This window comes from Rhizobacter terrae (assembly GCF_003852895.1).
In the GTDB taxonomy this organism is placed as follows: Bacteria; Pseudomonadota; Gammaproteobacteria; order Burkholderiales; family Burkholderiaceae_C; genus Albitalea; species Albitalea terrae.
This window is the reverse complement of record NZ_QUSW01000011.1, coordinates 32703-47649: the sequence shown is the minus strand read 5'-3', so window position 1 is coordinate 47649 and position 14947 is coordinate 32703. Positions and strand designations below refer to the sequence as shown.

Below are 14947 nucleotides of genomic sequence, written 5' to 3'. Positions count from 1 at the left end.
CGCTCACACCTGCGCCATGGCAGCGTGCTGCGGCCCCTGCGCCCGCGCGCATGCCTGCGTGGACTCAAGCGCCACCACGCGCACGCCGAGGTGGTCGCCGATCGCCACGAGTTGGCCCACGCCCAGGTGATGACCGCCACAAAAGATGTCGACGCAGTGGCCGTCGATGGCATGCTGGGTCTCCAGCACCTGGCCCGCAGCCAGCGTGCGCAACGCCGACATGGGCATGGACAGGCGTGCCACCTGGATCTCGACGTCCATGCGGATCGCATCCAGATCGTCGGCCATCCCGTGGGAATCATCGGGGACTGAAGGAAGAGCATGGGCAGAAGTCATCGGAGGCCTTTCGGTTCGAGACAAGGAAGAATTCGCTCGCGCCGGGCCTGCGTACGCAACCCGTTCAACGCGCAGCTTGCGGCCCTGCAGCACGGCATCGACGCCGGGCCATGCGCGGCCGCCCACGCACAGCCGCACCGGCAAGCGCTCGCGCTGCCGGGCGTTCGCCTTCAGCAGCAACACGTCGCCGGGCTCCATGTGGCGGATCTCGTTGACGCTGAGCGTGACCGGCTCGGTGCACACCGACACCACCAGCGGCCAACTGTTCGCGGCTTCGATGTCCTTCGTGCCCGACAGCCGCTGCGCGCGCGCCAAATGCTGCCACCCGTGCGGCTGCAGGGCACGAAGCAGCACCCCGGTTCGATGCGAGGAGGCGGCGGTCTGGCGGACGATCGTCATTCCCAGCGCGTCCCACGCTGACCAGGCCGCGCCTTCGCCGCGCAGGCCCGACAGTTCGAGCGGTGCCGGCAGCAAGGCCTGCACGGCCTGCCACAGCGGCTGCAAGGCATGCATCACGGCGGCGCGCTGCACGACCAGCGGCACCGTGGCCGACATCACCGCGCCGATGTCCGCCAGCGCGCCGGGCACGATCACCTGCGCCTCGAAGTCGAACCCGTTGCAGCGCAACTGCAATTGCAGCCCGCACATCGCGGCATGCACCTCGCCGAAGCGCACCACAAACGACTCCCGCCCCGCCGGCAGCATGAGCCCATCGCGTCCATACAGGCGCCGGGTCAAGCCGGCCAGGGCAGCGTCCATGGTCGGCAAGCGGCGGTGGACACCCAGCGCACTGATTGGCATGGTCGAGGCATTCATCGAAGTTCGTGCGGGTTGACCCAGAAGATGCCGGCGCAGTGACCCCCCAGTTGCCGCTGTGCCAGCGCGGCATTCAATGCCGGCAGGCCTTCCACGATCACGCGGTAGGACTGTTCGCTGGCGGTGCGCAGCACCACCGACAGTTCGCCACCCGTGCAGGCGATCTCGAGCTCGGTGTCCTCCAACACCTCGGGGCGCAGCCGGAACGACAGGCGCCACCGGTCGCCGGGCATGCGGCGGCCCACGCGCACGAAGTCCGCGATGTCGCGAAGCAAGCCCTCGATGCCATCGCCGCCGCGCCCGTCATCGTCAGGCACGTCGCGTTGCACCGATTGCCGCAAGACGTGCATCAGCACCTGAGGCGATGCGCTCATCGAGAGCTGGCGAACGCGGTGGGCATCCTGCCGCTGCGATCCCTGGCCGTCGTCATCGTCGGTCCCGTCGCCAGGATGCCGCCCCTGGCGCAAGGCGACCTCAAAGCGCCTCTGCGCCGTGACCGGGTCGTCTTGCGCAGCCTCGACCGGCCAGGCCCGCAGGTGTTCGCCATGAACGGGCCTCATGTGGACCTCCGCGGGATTTGACCCGCCTGCCAGGTCAGCATGTAGTCCTCGTCCGTCTGCTGCTCAAGCGCCTGTGCATGCCACGTCTGGTGCAGGGTGTCTTGGCGAGCGCAGGTCTCGCGCATCTTGTGGTTGTTGCGCACGGTGCTGGCATGGGCTCGACGAGCGTCCTGGACGGCGTCCAGCGCTTGCTGCGTCTTGGCTTGCGCGGCCTGCAGCTTCGCCAGTGCACGCGGCAGCTCGCGCTCGGCCAGCGCCGCCTGCTCGATCGCGGCATGGGCTTCGCCGGCGCGCATCATCCCGCCCTCGAGTGCCAGCGTCAGGGCCCGATGGATCGACTCCTCAAGTTCGGCCAAGGCCCTCAGCGCCAGTTGCTGCGCTGCCTGTGCACGATCATGGGCATCGCTGCGCTCATTCACTTCACGCTGGGCACGCCGCTCTCGCGCCGAATGCACGGGCAGCAAGCTGCGAAGCCGCGGGGCCTTCATGCGGCGAGCTCCAGCAATCGCCGCAGGCTCGCGTGGAAGTCCTGGGCGAGGTCGGCCGGCTGCTGCAAGAACTCATGAATCGCCGGCAATTTGGCAATGGCTTCGTCGGCCAACGGGTCGCTGCCCGACCGGTACTCGCCCACCTGGATCAGGAGTTCGACCTCGCGATGACGCGCCAGCAGCGAGCGCAGCTTGAGCGCCGCCGCGCGATGATCCGGTGTCGTCACGGCACCCATCAGGCGCGACAGACTGGCCAGCACATCGATGGCGGGGTAGATCGGTGTCTGCGCGATCGCGCGCGACAGCATGATGTGGCCGTCCAGGATCGAGCGCACTTCTTCGGCAATCGGATCGCCATCGTCCTGGCCTTCCATCAGCACCGTGTACAAGGCGGTGATGGAGCCCCGCTGCGCATTGCCGGCGCGTTCCAGGAGCCGCGGCAAGGCCGCGAACACCGACGGCGGGAAGCCGCGTCGTGTCGGGGGTTCGCCGCAGGCCAGACCGACCTCGCGCAGCGCACGGGCCAGGCGCGTCACCGAGTCCATCACCAGCAGCACCCGCATGCCGCGGTCGCGAAAACTCTCCGCGATGGTGGTGGCCACGAAGCCGGCCTTGACCCGCTCCGACGCCGAGCTGTCCGACGTGGCAGCGACCACCACCGAGCGTTTCATGCCCTGCGGGCCCAGCGTGTGGTTCACGAACTCGCCGACCTCGCGTCCGCGCTCGCCAACCAGCGCGACCACACACACATCGACCTCGCTGGCGCGCACCAGCATGCCCGCGAGCGTGCTCTTGCCCACACCCGCGGGCGCGAACACGCCGATGCGCTGGCCCTGGCCCAGCGTCATCAGCGCGTCGATCGCGCGCACACCTGTCGCAAAGGGCTTGACGACAGCGGCACGGCTGAGCGGTGCCGGCGAACCGGCTTGCACGGACATCCAGGCGGTTGCATTGAGCGGGCCGTTGCCGTCCACAGGCTCGCCGAATCCATTCAGAACGCGGCCCAGCAGCGCATCGCCCACGGCGACGCGGTGTCCGTGCCCCAGCGCCACCACGCGTGCGCCGAGCGAGAGTCCCTCCAGTTCGCCGAAAGGCATGAGCAATGCACAGTCATCCGCGAGGCCGGTGACCTCGGCACGGCGCAGCCCGCCGTCGGCGAGCCTGAACTCACACAGCTCGCCAATGCGCGCGTCGATGCCGGCCACGCGGATCAAGGTGCCCCGCGCCTCGACCACCCGGCCACACAGTGCGATGGGAGTCCTGTCACCCAAGGCGCGGGCCACGGCGCCGCGCAGCCCTCGGTCGGGCGCCGCCGCAACGCGGTCACCATCCAGCCCGATGCTCACAGGCCCTCCTGCGACAGCGCCTGCCCCGCGGCGCGCTGGGCCGACAGGTGCGCCACGGCCGACTCCACCGCGCTGCGGATGGCCGCGAGCTGCACGCCCAGGCTGGCGTCGGCAATGCCCACGTCGGTTTCAAAGATGCAATCGTCTTCGCCGAGCAAGGCATCGCCCACGAGCGTCACGAGTTCGCGGCCGGATCCAACGTGCCGGGCCACGTCATCCAGCGCTCGGCGGGCAGCAGCGAGCTGCGAGGGATGCAGCCTGAGCTTGGCCCAGCGCGCCTGCCTGAGCATGTCGTCTACAGCCTCCAGGGCGCTGGCGATCAGTTGCCGCCGGTCGGTGCGCCGCAGCACCAGACCAACTGCATCCGACACGATGTCGACCAGCGTGGGCGCCAGGTCCGTCAGGGCGATGTGCCGGGCGGCATGCGCCGCGGCCAGTCGCTCGGCCCACTCTTGCCGCGCCTGGGCTTCGCCAGCCACAAGGCCGCGTTGCTTGTGCGTCTCGTACGCCTGCTGCCATTGCGCCTGCATCTGGCGTTCCCGGGCACCCAGGCGCCCCAGCAGCTCGTCGGCTTGCGTGACAAGGTTCGCATCGGCGCGCTTGAGCAGGCGCCCCGGATGGGCGACAGTGAGATCGGGGCGGTCGATCAGAACAACCAGGTCCATGAGGGTGCCCAGCGGGGAATCAGGTGGGTGACGATGGCGCCGAACGCATGCGCCGCCTCGTCGGCCGGCAAGCGGGGCAGCAGGTTGGCCGCCACTTCGCGCGGCGCGCACAGCACCGCGCGCGAGGCCACGGCCTTCTGCGCCGGATCGCCTGCATCGACGAAGCGAAGCAGTTGCCGCATGCCTTCGCCGCGCAGCGTCTGCCGCAGCCGCGGTGCGTCCAGCGGTTCCCAGGAGATCGACAAAGGCCGCACGCTGCGCGGCACCGCTTCGGCCACCGGAAGCCACAAGGTGTCGAGCGCGTCGCCCAAGCTCGAGCGAAGGGCACCGAGCCGCGGCTTGAGCACCACCTGGCGCAGGCTGTCACGGTGTGCGGCGATGCCCACCGCAACCGACAGCGCCGCCAGCTCACGCGGCGCCAACATGAAGAAGCGGCCCGGGCCCTTGGGCATGTGCCAATCGAATGCGGTGTCCAACCCTCGATCGCGAAGCAGGTCGACGGACAAGGCTTCGATCACGGCGGGTGCCGCATCGGCGGCCCATCGCGGCAGCCACGAGGGATCTGCATACGAGGCCGGACTCAGGTTGAACCGCAGCAATGTCCGCACCCAGGCCGAGGAGGTCAGATCGCAGCCAACGGTCGCGCACGCGTCGGTCATCGCGTTTCGTCCATCGCCAAGGCGTCCGCCTGCCGGGCAGCGCCGCGTGTCGCCACCGTTCGCCCGGCCGCCGCGCCCGTGCTGCGCGGCGACGCAGCCCCCGACCGCTTCCACATCCGCCAACCCATCACGCCCCAAGTCAAGGCCAGGCAAGCTGCGAGCGACAAGACCAGGCCCCACAGCGCTGATTCATCAAGCCATGACGGGGGACGCGCCGGCGCCGTCTGGGAATCGGCGCGGGACGCCACGAATGTCAACGACACGTTCTCGACCTTGAGGCCTTCGATGCTGCGCGTGACCAGGTTCTTGATGGCCGGCGCCATCTGCTGCAGGTCGGCGTCCGGCAAGTGCTTGATGAACACAGCGGCAGAGGCAGGCTGGATCTTGTCGGACAAGGGATCGTTCACCGGGATGACCGGATGCACGCGCGCCGACACCACGCCGTCGATGTGCGACAGCGTGTTCGACAACTCCTGCGAGAGCGCAAAGATGTAGCGCATGCGCACCTCAGTGGGCGTGGAAACCAGGCCTTCCTTCTTGAACATGTCGCCCATGCTGGCGAAGCGCTCGCGCGGTACGCCGTGGTTGCGTGCCACCTGCAGCGCGCGTTGCTGGTCCTTGTCGTCGACCTCGATGCGCCAGAACTCGCCGTCGACCTGCGCCTTGCTGGCGGCGATGCCCTCGCTGTAGAGCACCATCATCACGGCATTGGCGTCGGACTCGTCGATGCGGCCGAACAACTCCGTCTTGCAGCCGGACAACAGGCCCACGCAAAGACACAGGCACAGCATCGCCAGCCGGCGACGCGGCGGCGTGGTGGCGACAGGCAGGGCCGTTGCATGCATGGCGATCACCCCTGTTGCTGGAACAGCGTGGTCACGCCCTGCTTGGTGGTGTTCATCACCTCCATCATCATCATCGTGCGCAAGATGCCGGCCTGGGCCACGAGGGCTTCATGCGCCGTGCGGCTGAACTCCGACTCCGGCTCGCCGGCGGGCTCGGCTGCGGCATCACTGCCGGGTGCAGTCTCGGGCGGCGTCAAGTCGAGCGACTGGAACTGCCGCATCATGTCCAGCACCGGTTGGGCCGCGGGTTCGGCGACGGGACCCTGAACATAGACATGATCCTGGAGCGGTTCCGAGGCGACCAGCTCGGCGAAGCGCCGACTCTGTGCGCTGTCGACGGCGCTGGCTCCGCCTGCGGCGCCTGTTGCGGGCGAGGCACATGCCGAGATGATCGAGCAGTCCATGTCAGCTCCTGGTGTGAAAGGTGTCAGACCCACATGGCATGCGCCGGCGCCGCGGGGGCCGGGGCCGCCATCAAGCTGCCGTCGTCGCGCCCCAGCAGAGCGCAGGCCATGTGCACGGCGTATTCATCACGGCCATCGTCGATGACCGATTCGAGCAAGGCCTGCCAGCCCTGCCGGCCGGTGTCTTGCATGCAGACCGCGAGCATGGCCTTGCAGAGCTGGCTGTCCGGGAAGCGCACCAGCGTGGTCTCCAGCTCGTGCACGCCAGCGTCCTTGCGTCCTGCGCAAAACTCGCTCATCGCGAGAACGATGCAGGCGTGCGGAAGATCCGGCCGCAGTGCCGCAAGGACTTCGGCGATCTCGATGGCCAGTGCCGACTCGGCCATCTCGGTCCCGAGCATGGCCACCTGCAGCAAGACCCGGTAGGCCTCGCCCGACACCGCACGATCTGGCGCGTCGTGATTCTTCATGTATGACGCTTTCGATGCCTAGCGGCCGGCGACCTTGCCGGAAATGCCCACCGCCATTTGCAGCCAGGCCATGGCGGTGTTGAACTTGAGCGACTCGGCCAGCAGTTGCTGCTGCGAGTCGAGCGCCGATCCCGTGGCATTGCCGGAGGCATCCGGTGCAGGGAGCGACAGCACTTCGAGCCTCGACGGCGCGCAGACGGGGCCGTTTCCCAATCGCGAGAACCGCCCATGTGCATGAGACCGGTGGTGGCCGTGGTGCCCGACGTGGCACGGGTGTGAATCAGGATGCGAGCAACAGTTCATGGTTGACTCTCCCGGCGTGTCGGGCCTACACCCACATGGCGAAGGCCGGTGTTGCTTGCGGGCCGATGGGTTGGCCTGCGGCCGGCAGTTCCTGAGTGCGGCCCAGGAGCGAGCAGGCCATGCCTGTCGCGTGTTCATCGCGGCCCTCGTCGATGACCGATTCGAGCAGCGACTGCCAGCCGGCTCGGCCGGTGTCCTGGAGGCACACCGCCAGCATCGCCTTGCTCAATGCATCGTCGGGGAACTGCCGCACCTGGACTTCGAGCCGCTGCAGCCCGTCATCCTTGCGGCCCGCGCAGAACTCGCTCATGGCCAGCACGATCGGTGCATGCGGCAAGTCAGGCCGCAGCTCGGCCAGCGCCTCGGCCACGTCGATGGCCAGGGAGATTTCGCCCATCTGGGTTCCCAGCATCGCAGCCTGCAAGAGCAGGCGGTAGGTGTCTTCGCTGACTGCAGTTTCCGGAGGATTCATGCCCGAACCTTTCAGCAAGCACGCGCCGAGCGGCGTGGCGGTGGATTTGAAAAGAGGTGCCGCGCGAGGCGGCGCCTCTTTGGTCTAGCGCCGGATCAACGGCCGGAGATCTTGCCGACGATGCCCAAGGCCATTTGCAGCCAGGCCATCGCGGTGTTGAGCGCCAGCGACTTGTCCAGCATCGCCTGCTGCGATGCCAGCGCCTGGTCGGATGCGGTGGTGGAAGCGGTTTGCTGCGGAGATACGGGATCGGACATTTCAGGCTCCTGGTTTCGATGGATGAAGTTGCTTAAGCCCGCCGCTGCCTGGCTGCCTGAGCAAGACTCAGGATTCGCTCGGCTGCGTCGAACGCCGTGAGCAGTTGTCGCTGCGCTTCAACGGATCTGCCTGGGCTGACCGCACCTGCGGCGGCAGCCACCGGGCACGCCGCCTCCTTCGCCTTTGTGAGGTTCTGTCGAAGCAGGCCGAGCGATTCGCCCGAGGGTTCGGTCAACATGTCCGAGGCAGGTGTCGTGAAGCTCATCGAAGACTGTCTTGGTGCTGAATACATACTGAGGCTCCTTCGTCATTTCAAGGGGTAGATGACGGCGCGGCCCGCCACCGAGAACTCGATGCCGTCCTTGCGGATGGCCACCACTTCGGCGCCATCGGGCAACACGCCACCCACGAAGTAGCGCGCGCCGCTGCCGTTGCTGAAGCTGCCGTTCTCGCCGGGAACGACGTCCACGATGCGCACCGGCAGCACGTGCTCGCGCGGCGCGGCTTCGGCGGGCTCGATGAAGGCCACGCGGTTGTCAACCTTCACCACGCCGGCGAGGTCGAGCGTGAGCCGATGCAGCTGGTCGCGCAGCGCCGTGCTCTCGGAGCTTCCCTGGATGCGCACCGTGCCGCCACCGGTGTAGTCCACCGTCAAGGCCGCGTCCGACAAGGCCTCCTGCACGCGCGCGGCCAGCTCCGTTCCCACGCGAACCTGCACACGGGCCGTTCCGAGGCCAGGACTCTTCTGCAACCACCGCTGCAAGCGTGCGAGCGCCTTGGGGTCATCCACATAGCCTGAGAGCTGCATGGCGCCGCCATCGCCGGCGATCAGTCGGACATCAGGGAAGCCTTCGGCCGACAGCGTGCGTGCACCTGTCGCCGTTTGCGCCGACACCGGTTGGACGAGCTGGACGATCACCACCGACCCGAGTGCAACGGCCATCACCAGCAGCGCCGGGCCCAGGTTTCGTGCGATGGCTTGCCTGAACTTGCGGCGCGCCGCGCGTGCCGGTCGTGCCTGGGTGAACACCAGCTCGGAGGCCCCAAGGCCATAGCGCCGCCGTTCATAGAGTCCATGCATCGCGATCTCGATGGGTTGCACGGCCCGTCCGTCTTCCAGGTCGAACAGGCCCCACAGGCCGTCAACGCGCCGAAGCTCGGCGTGGCGGGCACGTACGCCTGGGTCACGCAAGACGATTTCGTTGCTCGCGTCACTGCCCAGCGTGACAGGCCCACGCAAACGCAGGTTCGCTCCCTGGTGCAGGCCGCGCGTGATGCGCACTGCGCACGGTGCCGGCGCGCCCGCACCATGGTTGAAATGACTCTGCTGGGGGCGCTCCATCAGCCAGGCAAAACGCGCGGCCGCACGACGAGGCGTCTCGCCCAGCCCGTCCTGAAGCTTGCCGAACCACAGGTGCGATGTCATGACGGGGCCACCACCTTGGGCGTCAACAGGTAGAGGCGTTCGACACGCTTCCTGGTCTTGCTGGACGACTTGAACAGCCATCCCGCCACCGGGATGGACGACAGCCCCGGCACGCCGGTCTGGCCGGCGCTGTCGCTTTCTTGCGTATAGCCGGCAATCAGCAGGGACTGGCCATCGGCGATGAATGACTGGGTGGTGATGGCGCTGCGTCGAACGACCGGAACCTGGTCGACGGTCTGCCCGGTGAGCGCACCGTCTTCGATGCGGACTGCGAGCTTGACCTGCTGGCGCTCGCCGGATTCGCTGACGATCAGCGGCGTGACGCGCAAGGAGGTTCCCACCGATACGTCGAACAGGTTCACCTCCAGGTTGCCCGCCACGCGCACAAAGAAAGTGTCGAGGTTCTCGATCACCGCTTCGACGTTGTCCAGCGTCAAGAGCTTGGGGCTGGAGAGCATGTTGGCTCGACCGTCCTGAGCGAGGGCACTGACGCGTGCGATCAGGAACTTGCCGGCATCACCCAGCACGGTGGTGAGCACTCCGGCCGCAGGTGAAGCCCCGGTGTTGTTGCCGTTGGGGCCGACCTGCGGGGCGCCATCGGCCAGTGCGGTGCCCCAGCTCAGCGTGGGCAGGTTGCCGCTGCCCACCTGGTAGTCATTGCGCTGGTCGCGAAAGCGCCAGTTGATGCCCAGCGACTCGGCGGCGTCCACGTTCACCTCGATGATGCGGACTTCGATTTCCACCAGGCCCGCCTTGACATCCAGCGCCTTGATGGCCGCCTCGTGGGCACGCATGCGCTCAGGCACATCGCGCACGATGACGGCATTCATGCGACCGTCAGCGCGGAACTGCGGCAAACCACCCTCGCTGCCGCGCGGAGCTGCCGCTTCCGGCGGCGGCGCATCGAGCGCGAGGCGGCCCTTGCCCACTGCACTCGTGGCGGTGCCCACCAGGCCCAGCGCACGCAGCGCATCGGCCGGCGTGCCCGCCCGAGCTGGTCGGGCAGCGGGCAACTGCACGCCAGTGTCGTTGCCGTACAGCTGTGACAGCACCGTGGCCACGCCGGGAATCCTCTCCTCGCGGTTGCCGTGCTTGAAGCTGGTGTCGGCAGCCCAGGCATATCGCAGCGGGAACACCCTCACCTCTGAGCCGGTGCCGATGTTGAGGTTCTGATCGACCGCCTTGGCCGTCTGCATCACGAGCTCGACATAGCGGCTCGGGCCCGAGACGATGGCGCTGTTCTGGCGTGCGTCGTACAGGATCGGGAAGCGGCGGTCCGGGATGTTGAGCTGCTCCAGCGCCTGGCGCAACCGCCCCACGCCGGTGTTGCTCATGTGCACGACATCGCTGCGCACGTCGCTGGCCGGTGTCACGTAGACCACGTTGCCTTCGGCGTGCCAGATGAACCCGAAGGACGCACTCAACAGCTCCATCAAACTGCCTGGCAGCAGGTTGAATTTGCCGTTCACGGTGCCATCAACCTCCTTGGCGACCACCACCATCAGGCCTTGGCTCGCACCGAACTCACGCAGGAATTCCTTGAGGTTCTTGCCCTTGGCGGCGTAGACGAACATCTCGTCCTTCCAGCGCGGTTCGCCAGCGTTGGCATGCGCTGCGAAGCAAGCCAGGGCCACGATCAGAGCGATTCGCGCGAAGCGGTGGGGCGCAATCATGTGCAGGCTCTCTAGAGGATGGGCGCAGGTGCGTGGAAGCCCGCTGCGCGGAGCATCTCGTCGGCAAAGCTCAACAGGCTCAGACCCACCCAGCGGGCGCTGACGGCCAGGACCGCACAGGCCACCACCAGCTTGAACACTTGTGATGCGGTCTGGTCTTGCAGTTGCGTGGTTGCCTGGACCACCGCCACCAGCACACCCACGGCTGCCGCCGCGACCACCGTGGGAAGCGATACCCACAGCGCGAGCAGCAGGCCGCGATGGGTGAACTCCAGCAAGGTGTTGGCGTCCATGGTGTCAGGCCCCCGCCACTCGGAGCGCTGATGGGCGCGGCAATGAAATGCGGCCCAGCGCGTGAATCTGCACATCGGCCGGCAGCTCGCCGTACGACAGGATGTTCAGCTGCGGCAATGGCTGCGCCAGCACCCGGCGCAGGAAGCGACGCGTCTCGGGCGTCGCCAGGAGCACCGGCGGCAGCTCTGCGGGCATGGCGGCCACCGCGGCCCCGGCCGAAGCCAGCAGCTCGCGAAGCACGTCAGGAGGCATGGCCAGGTAAGCCCCGTTGGCACCTTGCTGGATGGACGCCCGCACCTGCGTCTCGGCATGAGTGTCGAGGGTGATGGCACGCATGCCGCGTTCCGCATCGATGAAGCGGTGTGTGATGAAGCGCCCGAGGTCGATGCGCACGTATTCGCACAACATCGCGGTGTCTTTCTCGCGGGGCGCCCAGACCAGCAGGCTCTCGAAGATCTCGCGCAAGTAGCGCAACGACACCCCCTCCAGGGCGAGGCGGCGCAGCACGTCGGCCACGCGCTGCGTCGGCATGGTCCGCATGACCTCGTCATGCAGCTCGGGCAGTTGGGCCTGCGCGCGCTTGAGCAGGCCGCTGAGTTCCTGCGTGCCCACGAAGGCATCCGGGCGCAGCCGGACCAGGCGCGCCACATGGCGTGCCAATTCAGCCTCGACCACGCCGGGCAACGAGGCGTCGTCCGGCATGGACAGTTGGCCGCGGTGCGCCGGCACTTCCTGCACTTCGATCACGAAGCTGTCGTCGGGCAGTGCCGCGTCGAAGCGCGTGAGCAAGGCAGGGAACGAGAGGCCCAGGTCGTGCTGCAGCGAGGCGGTCTCCTGCTCGAGCGCGGCATCGAGCGCAGCCGCCGACAGCGTGCCTCGCAGGTTGCCCGCGACCGTGAGGATCAGCGGGAGCACCATCACGGACTGGTCGGCTGGCGACTGCGCCTGGGCGGGCCCGAGCGGCGCTGCGTCGACTGCAGCGCGGTGGAAGCTCGGCAGCACGCGCTGGCGCCGTTGCGCATGCCAGCCAGCGGCGGCCATGCCCAGGCCCAGCACCACGAAGGGCAGCCTGGGAAAGCCAGGCACCAGCAAGAAGCCGCACACGATGGCACTCGAGGCCATCAAGGCCATGGGCTGCGCAAAGACCTGACGGCCGATCTGCGCCGCCAGCGGGCGAGGGTTGCCCTCTTGCCCCGCCACGCGCGTGGTGAGGATGCCCGCAGCCACTGAGGTCAGCAAGGAGGGGATCTGCGACACCATGCCGTCGCCGATGCTCAGCAGCGTGTAGCGCGCCAGCGCGTCGCCAATGGGCATCCCCAGCATGCCTGCGCCGATGGAAATGCCACCAATGATGTTGACCAGCGCAATGAGAATCGCCGCCACCGCATCGCCCTTGACGAATTTCAATGCGCCGTCCATCGACCCGTGCATGTGGGACTCTTGCTCCAGCAGCGAACGAAGCCGGCGAGCCTCCTGCTTGTCGATGAATCCCCCGCGCAGGTCGGCCTCGATGCTCATCTGCTTGCCCGGCAAGGCGTCGAGCGTGAAGCGCGCGCCGACCTCGGCCACGCGCTCGGCCCCCTTGGAAATCACGATGAACTGGACGACCGCGATCACCGAGAACACCACCAGACCCACCACCACCTGGCCGCCCATCACCATGCGTCCGAAGGTTTCGATGATGTGGCCTGCATGCGCATGCAGCAGGATCTGCTTGGTCGACGCGATGTTGAGCGACAGCCGCAGGATGGTCGTCAACACGATCAAGGACGGAAAGGTCGACATGCCCAGCGCGCCGGGGATGTACATCGCCAGCATGAGCAGCAGCACGCTGAACGAGATGTTGAATGCGATCAACATGTCCAGCGCCGCAGGCGACACCGGCAGCACCATCATGGCCACCACGCCCGTGACCATCAGTGCCAGCGCCAGGTGGCTGTGCTGGGCGATCACGCGCACGGCCTTCTCGATGACTGGCTCTGGAGAAGGATTGGCAGCCATGGATTCAGTTGGATTGACCACGTGCAGTCGACTTCGCATTGACAACGGGCATGCGCCTTGGCACTGCTGCGCCCGGGTAGCGCTTCAGCGAGTGGCACGGTCCGATTATTGAAGTCGCCGGAGTGCTGCCGCGGCTTCCTGAACGAGTCTTCAGGAAGACTTCATCTCACCCGTCCGGCAGTGCGATTCGCAAGTGGTTTTTTTGTGTGGCTGGGAGCATCCACCTTGTCGAGAAGGCCCTCTTGGGGCATAAGTGGAACCGCACTCCATGACCGGATTCCAGCGGCGCGCCCCAAGGGCGTGCATTGGTGACGGGTCACTGACACAGCCCACGAGCAAGTTCGTTTCAACGCAGCCATGAGCATTCAGGTATTGGTAGTGGATGACGATGCGACCATCAGCCGCAGCGTCAGCGAGAAATTGACCGGAGCAGGCTACGCGGTGAGCGTGGCCTGCAGCGGAGAAGAGGCCTTCTTCATGGCCTCGTCGCAGTCCTTCGACCTGATGGTGCTGGACCTCGGACTGCCCGGCCGCGACGGCCGCGAAGTGCTGAGCGCCTTGAGGCGAAATGGAAAGGCGCTTCCCGTGCTGATCTTGTCGGCGCAATCGGAAATCGAAACCCGCGTCGATGCGCTGCGCACGGGCGCGGACGACTTCCTCACCAAGCCGTTTTCGCTGCTCGAGCTCGAGGCGCGCCTGCAGGCCTTGCTGCGGCGCGGCCGGCCCGAACACGATCTGCGCCTGATCGTGCACGACCTGACGCTGGACATCGCTTTGCGCCGCGTGGAAAGGGGCGAGCACGTGATCGAACTCACCGGCCTGGAGTTCGACATCCTCGAGCTGCTGATGCGCCATGCCAACCAGGTGGTGTCGCGCGAGATGCTGGCGCGCGCGGTCTGGAAAGAGGTGCAGCGCGCCACGCCCATCGACAACCTGATCGACGTGCACATCGGCCGCTTGCGCAAGAAGGTCGATGTGGCCGGCATGCGGCCATTGATCCATACGAAGCGCGGCGTCGGCTTCACACTTTCGGACAGGGCGCTGTGATGAGCAAGGCGCAGGCACCGCGCGGACTGCACGGCATCTCGCCATCTGGCTCGCCATTCCATTTTTCGGAGTTCGACGACGAGGGCTGTCATGCCGCCGGCCTCGACGCGGGGCAGAAGGCTCTCCTGGACACAATGCGGCAGGGACATGCCCGGCTTGCTGCACAGGCCGCTCACGAATTGATGGCGCCATTGGCTGCGCAGCGCATGGCCGCTGAAGCCGCCCTGCGCGATGGCGCCGCGCTCGAGCACCTGGAGAATGCGGTGGTGGCGATGCTGGAAGAAGGCCGTCGCATGCAGCAACTCATCGACGACCTGCTGCTGATGGCCCAGGCCGACGGTGGCATGCTGGGCACGCCGCACACCATCATTGATGCCTGCGGCGTCGCGGCCGAGGCGGTGCAATGCATCGAGCCTCTGGCCGAGACGCGCAAGCAGTGCCTGGCCCTGCATGTGCACGGCTTCCAGTTCATCAAGGCCGATGCGGCCGTGCTGCGCCAGGTCTTGCTCAACCTCATCCACGACACCACGGCCCATGCACCGACCGGCTCGCGCATCGTCATCTCGGTGACGGCAAGTACCCTCGGGGAGGTTGAAATTTCCGTCGTCCGTGATGGCACCGGACCCGAGTGTCGCGACCCCATCAGTGCGCCGCCGCAAGGGCAGCCCTGGCCTGGGAATCGAAGCGGCAGGGTATCCACGGGCTTGGGCCTCGCCATCGCCAAGTCGCTGGTTCGTTCGCAAGGCGGCACCTGCGCGGTCGCCAGCACGCCAGGCCGTGGAACGGCCGTGCGGCTGGGCTTTCCGGCCTGCGAAGCACCGCTTCCAGAGGGGGAACCACCTCGATGGAAGCGCCGCGCCAGCGATCGTTGACTCGAGGCACGC

The 14947-nt window shown here is 67.3% G+C and carries 18 protein-coding genes; 2 read left to right on the top strand and 16 right to left on the bottom strand.

Going from position 1 to position 14947, the window contains the following annotated elements:
• Window positions 1-3: 3 nt before the first annotated feature.
• From DZC73_RS27970 to DZC73_RS27900, 16 genes are all read right to left on the bottom strand, one after another.
• The gene (locus tag DZC73_RS27970) at window positions 4-1152 is read right to left on the bottom strand and encodes a FliM/FliN family flagellar motor switch protein (RefSeq protein ID WP_124543694.1); all 1149 of its coding nucleotides are present in this window, start codon (window positions 1150-1152) and stop codon (window positions 4-6) included.
• Entirely contained in the window at window positions 1149-1712 is a 564-nt protein-coding gene (locus DZC73_RS27965) for a type III secretion HpaP family protein (RefSeq protein ID WP_124543693.1), read from the bottom strand. The genes DZC73_RS27970 and DZC73_RS27965 overlap by 4 nt, the downstream gene beginning before the upstream one ends.
• The gene (locus DZC73_RS27960) at window positions 1709-2200 is read right to left on the bottom strand and encodes a hypothetical protein (protein ID WP_124543692.1); all 492 of its coding nucleotides are present in this window, start codon (window positions 2198-2200) and stop codon (window positions 1709-1711) included. The genes DZC73_RS27965 and DZC73_RS27960 overlap by 4 nt, the downstream gene beginning before the upstream one ends.
• Entirely contained in the window at window positions 2197-3546 is a 1350-nt protein-coding gene (locus DZC73_RS27955; protein ID WP_407924133.1) for a FliI/YscN family ATPase, read from the bottom strand. The genes DZC73_RS27960 and DZC73_RS27955 overlap by 4 nt, the downstream gene beginning before the upstream one ends.
• A complete protein-coding gene (locus DZC73_RS27950; RefSeq protein WP_124543691.1) occupies window positions 3543-4211 on the bottom strand; it encodes a FliH/SctL family protein in 669 nt (222 codons plus the stop codon). Before DZC73_RS27950 ends, DZC73_RS27955 begins: the two co-directional genes overlap by 4 nt.
• Complete coding sequence (locus DZC73_RS27945) at window positions 4193-4870, bottom strand: SctK family type III secretion system sorting platform protein (protein WP_124543690.1); 678 nt, start codon at window positions 4868-4870, stop codon at window positions 4193-4195. The genes DZC73_RS27950 and DZC73_RS27945 overlap by 19 nt, the downstream gene beginning before the upstream one ends.
• Window positions 4867-5715: a type III secretion system inner membrane ring lipoprotein SctJ gene (gene sctJ, locus DZC73_RS27940; protein ID WP_124543689.1), complete on the bottom strand. Its 849-nt coding sequence runs from the start codon at window positions 5713-5715 to the stop codon at window positions 4867-4869. Before sctJ ends, DZC73_RS27945 begins: the two co-directional genes overlap by 4 nt.
• Before the next feature lie 5 nt (window positions 5716-5720).
• On the bottom strand, window positions 5721-6119 hold the full coding sequence (locus DZC73_RS27935; protein WP_124543688.1) for a hypothetical protein: 399 nt from the start codon (window positions 6117-6119) through the stop codon (window positions 5721-5723).
• Window positions 6120-6142: 23 nt separating this feature from the next.
• Complete coding sequence (locus DZC73_RS27930; RefSeq protein WP_124543687.1) at window positions 6143-6589, bottom strand: HrpB1 family type III secretion system apparatus protein; 447 nt, start codon at window positions 6587-6589, stop codon at window positions 6143-6145.
• Window positions 6590-6607: 18 nt separating this feature from the next.
• The gene (locus DZC73_RS29870) at window positions 6608-6763 is read right to left on the bottom strand and encodes a hypothetical protein (RefSeq protein WP_161974788.1); all 156 of its coding nucleotides are present in this window, start codon (window positions 6761-6763) and stop codon (window positions 6608-6610) included.
• Between the two features lie 154 nt (window positions 6764-6917).
• Window positions 6918-7364 carry an HrpB1 family type III secretion system apparatus protein gene (locus DZC73_RS27925; RefSeq protein WP_124543686.1) on the bottom strand — a complete coding sequence of 149 codons (447 nt, stop codon included), beginning with the start codon at window positions 7362-7364 and terminating at the stop codon, window positions 6918-6920.
• A gap of 95 nt (window positions 7365-7459) precedes the next feature.
• Window positions 7460-7621: a hypothetical protein gene (locus DZC73_RS29865; RefSeq protein ID WP_161974787.1), complete on the bottom strand. Its 162-nt coding sequence runs from the start codon at window positions 7619-7621 to the stop codon at window positions 7460-7462.
• Between the two features lie 308 nt (window positions 7622-7929).
• Window positions 7930-9048: an FHA domain-containing protein gene (locus tag DZC73_RS27915; protein ID WP_161974786.1), complete on the bottom strand. Its 1119-nt coding sequence runs from the start codon at window positions 9046-9048 to the stop codon at window positions 7930-7932.
• Window positions 9045-10721, bottom strand: a complete 1677-nt coding sequence (gene sctC, locus DZC73_RS27910; protein WP_124543683.1) for a type III secretion system outer membrane ring subunit SctC — start codon at window positions 10719-10721, stop codon at window positions 9045-9047. Before sctC ends, DZC73_RS27915 begins: the two co-directional genes overlap by 4 nt.
• Window positions 10722-10732: 11 nt before the next feature.
• On the bottom strand, window positions 10733-11014 hold the full coding sequence (sctS, locus tag DZC73_RS27905) for a type III secretion system export apparatus subunit SctS (protein WP_161974785.1): 282 nt from the start codon (window positions 11012-11014) through the stop codon (window positions 10733-10735).
• A gap of 4 nt (window positions 11015-11018) precedes the next feature.
• A complete protein-coding gene (locus DZC73_RS27900; RefSeq protein WP_161974784.1) occupies window positions 11019-13016 on the bottom strand; it encodes a flagellar biosynthesis protein FlhA in 1998 nt (665 codons plus the stop codon).
• 357 nt (window positions 13017-13373) lie between these two features.
• Between DZC73_RS27900 and DZC73_RS27895 the strand changes: the two genes are divergently transcribed.
• Window positions 13374-14063, top strand: coding sequence for a response regulator transcription factor (locus tag DZC73_RS27895; RefSeq protein WP_235835317.1), 690 nt, complete (start codon window positions 13374-13376; stop codon window positions 14061-14063).
• A complete protein-coding gene (locus DZC73_RS27890) occupies window positions 14063-14935 on the top strand; it encodes a sensor histidine kinase (RefSeq protein WP_124543680.1) in 873 nt (290 codons plus the stop codon). The genes DZC73_RS27895 and DZC73_RS27890 overlap by 1 nt, the downstream gene beginning before the upstream one ends.
• The last annotated feature ends 12 nt before the right edge of the window (window positions 14936-14947 follow it).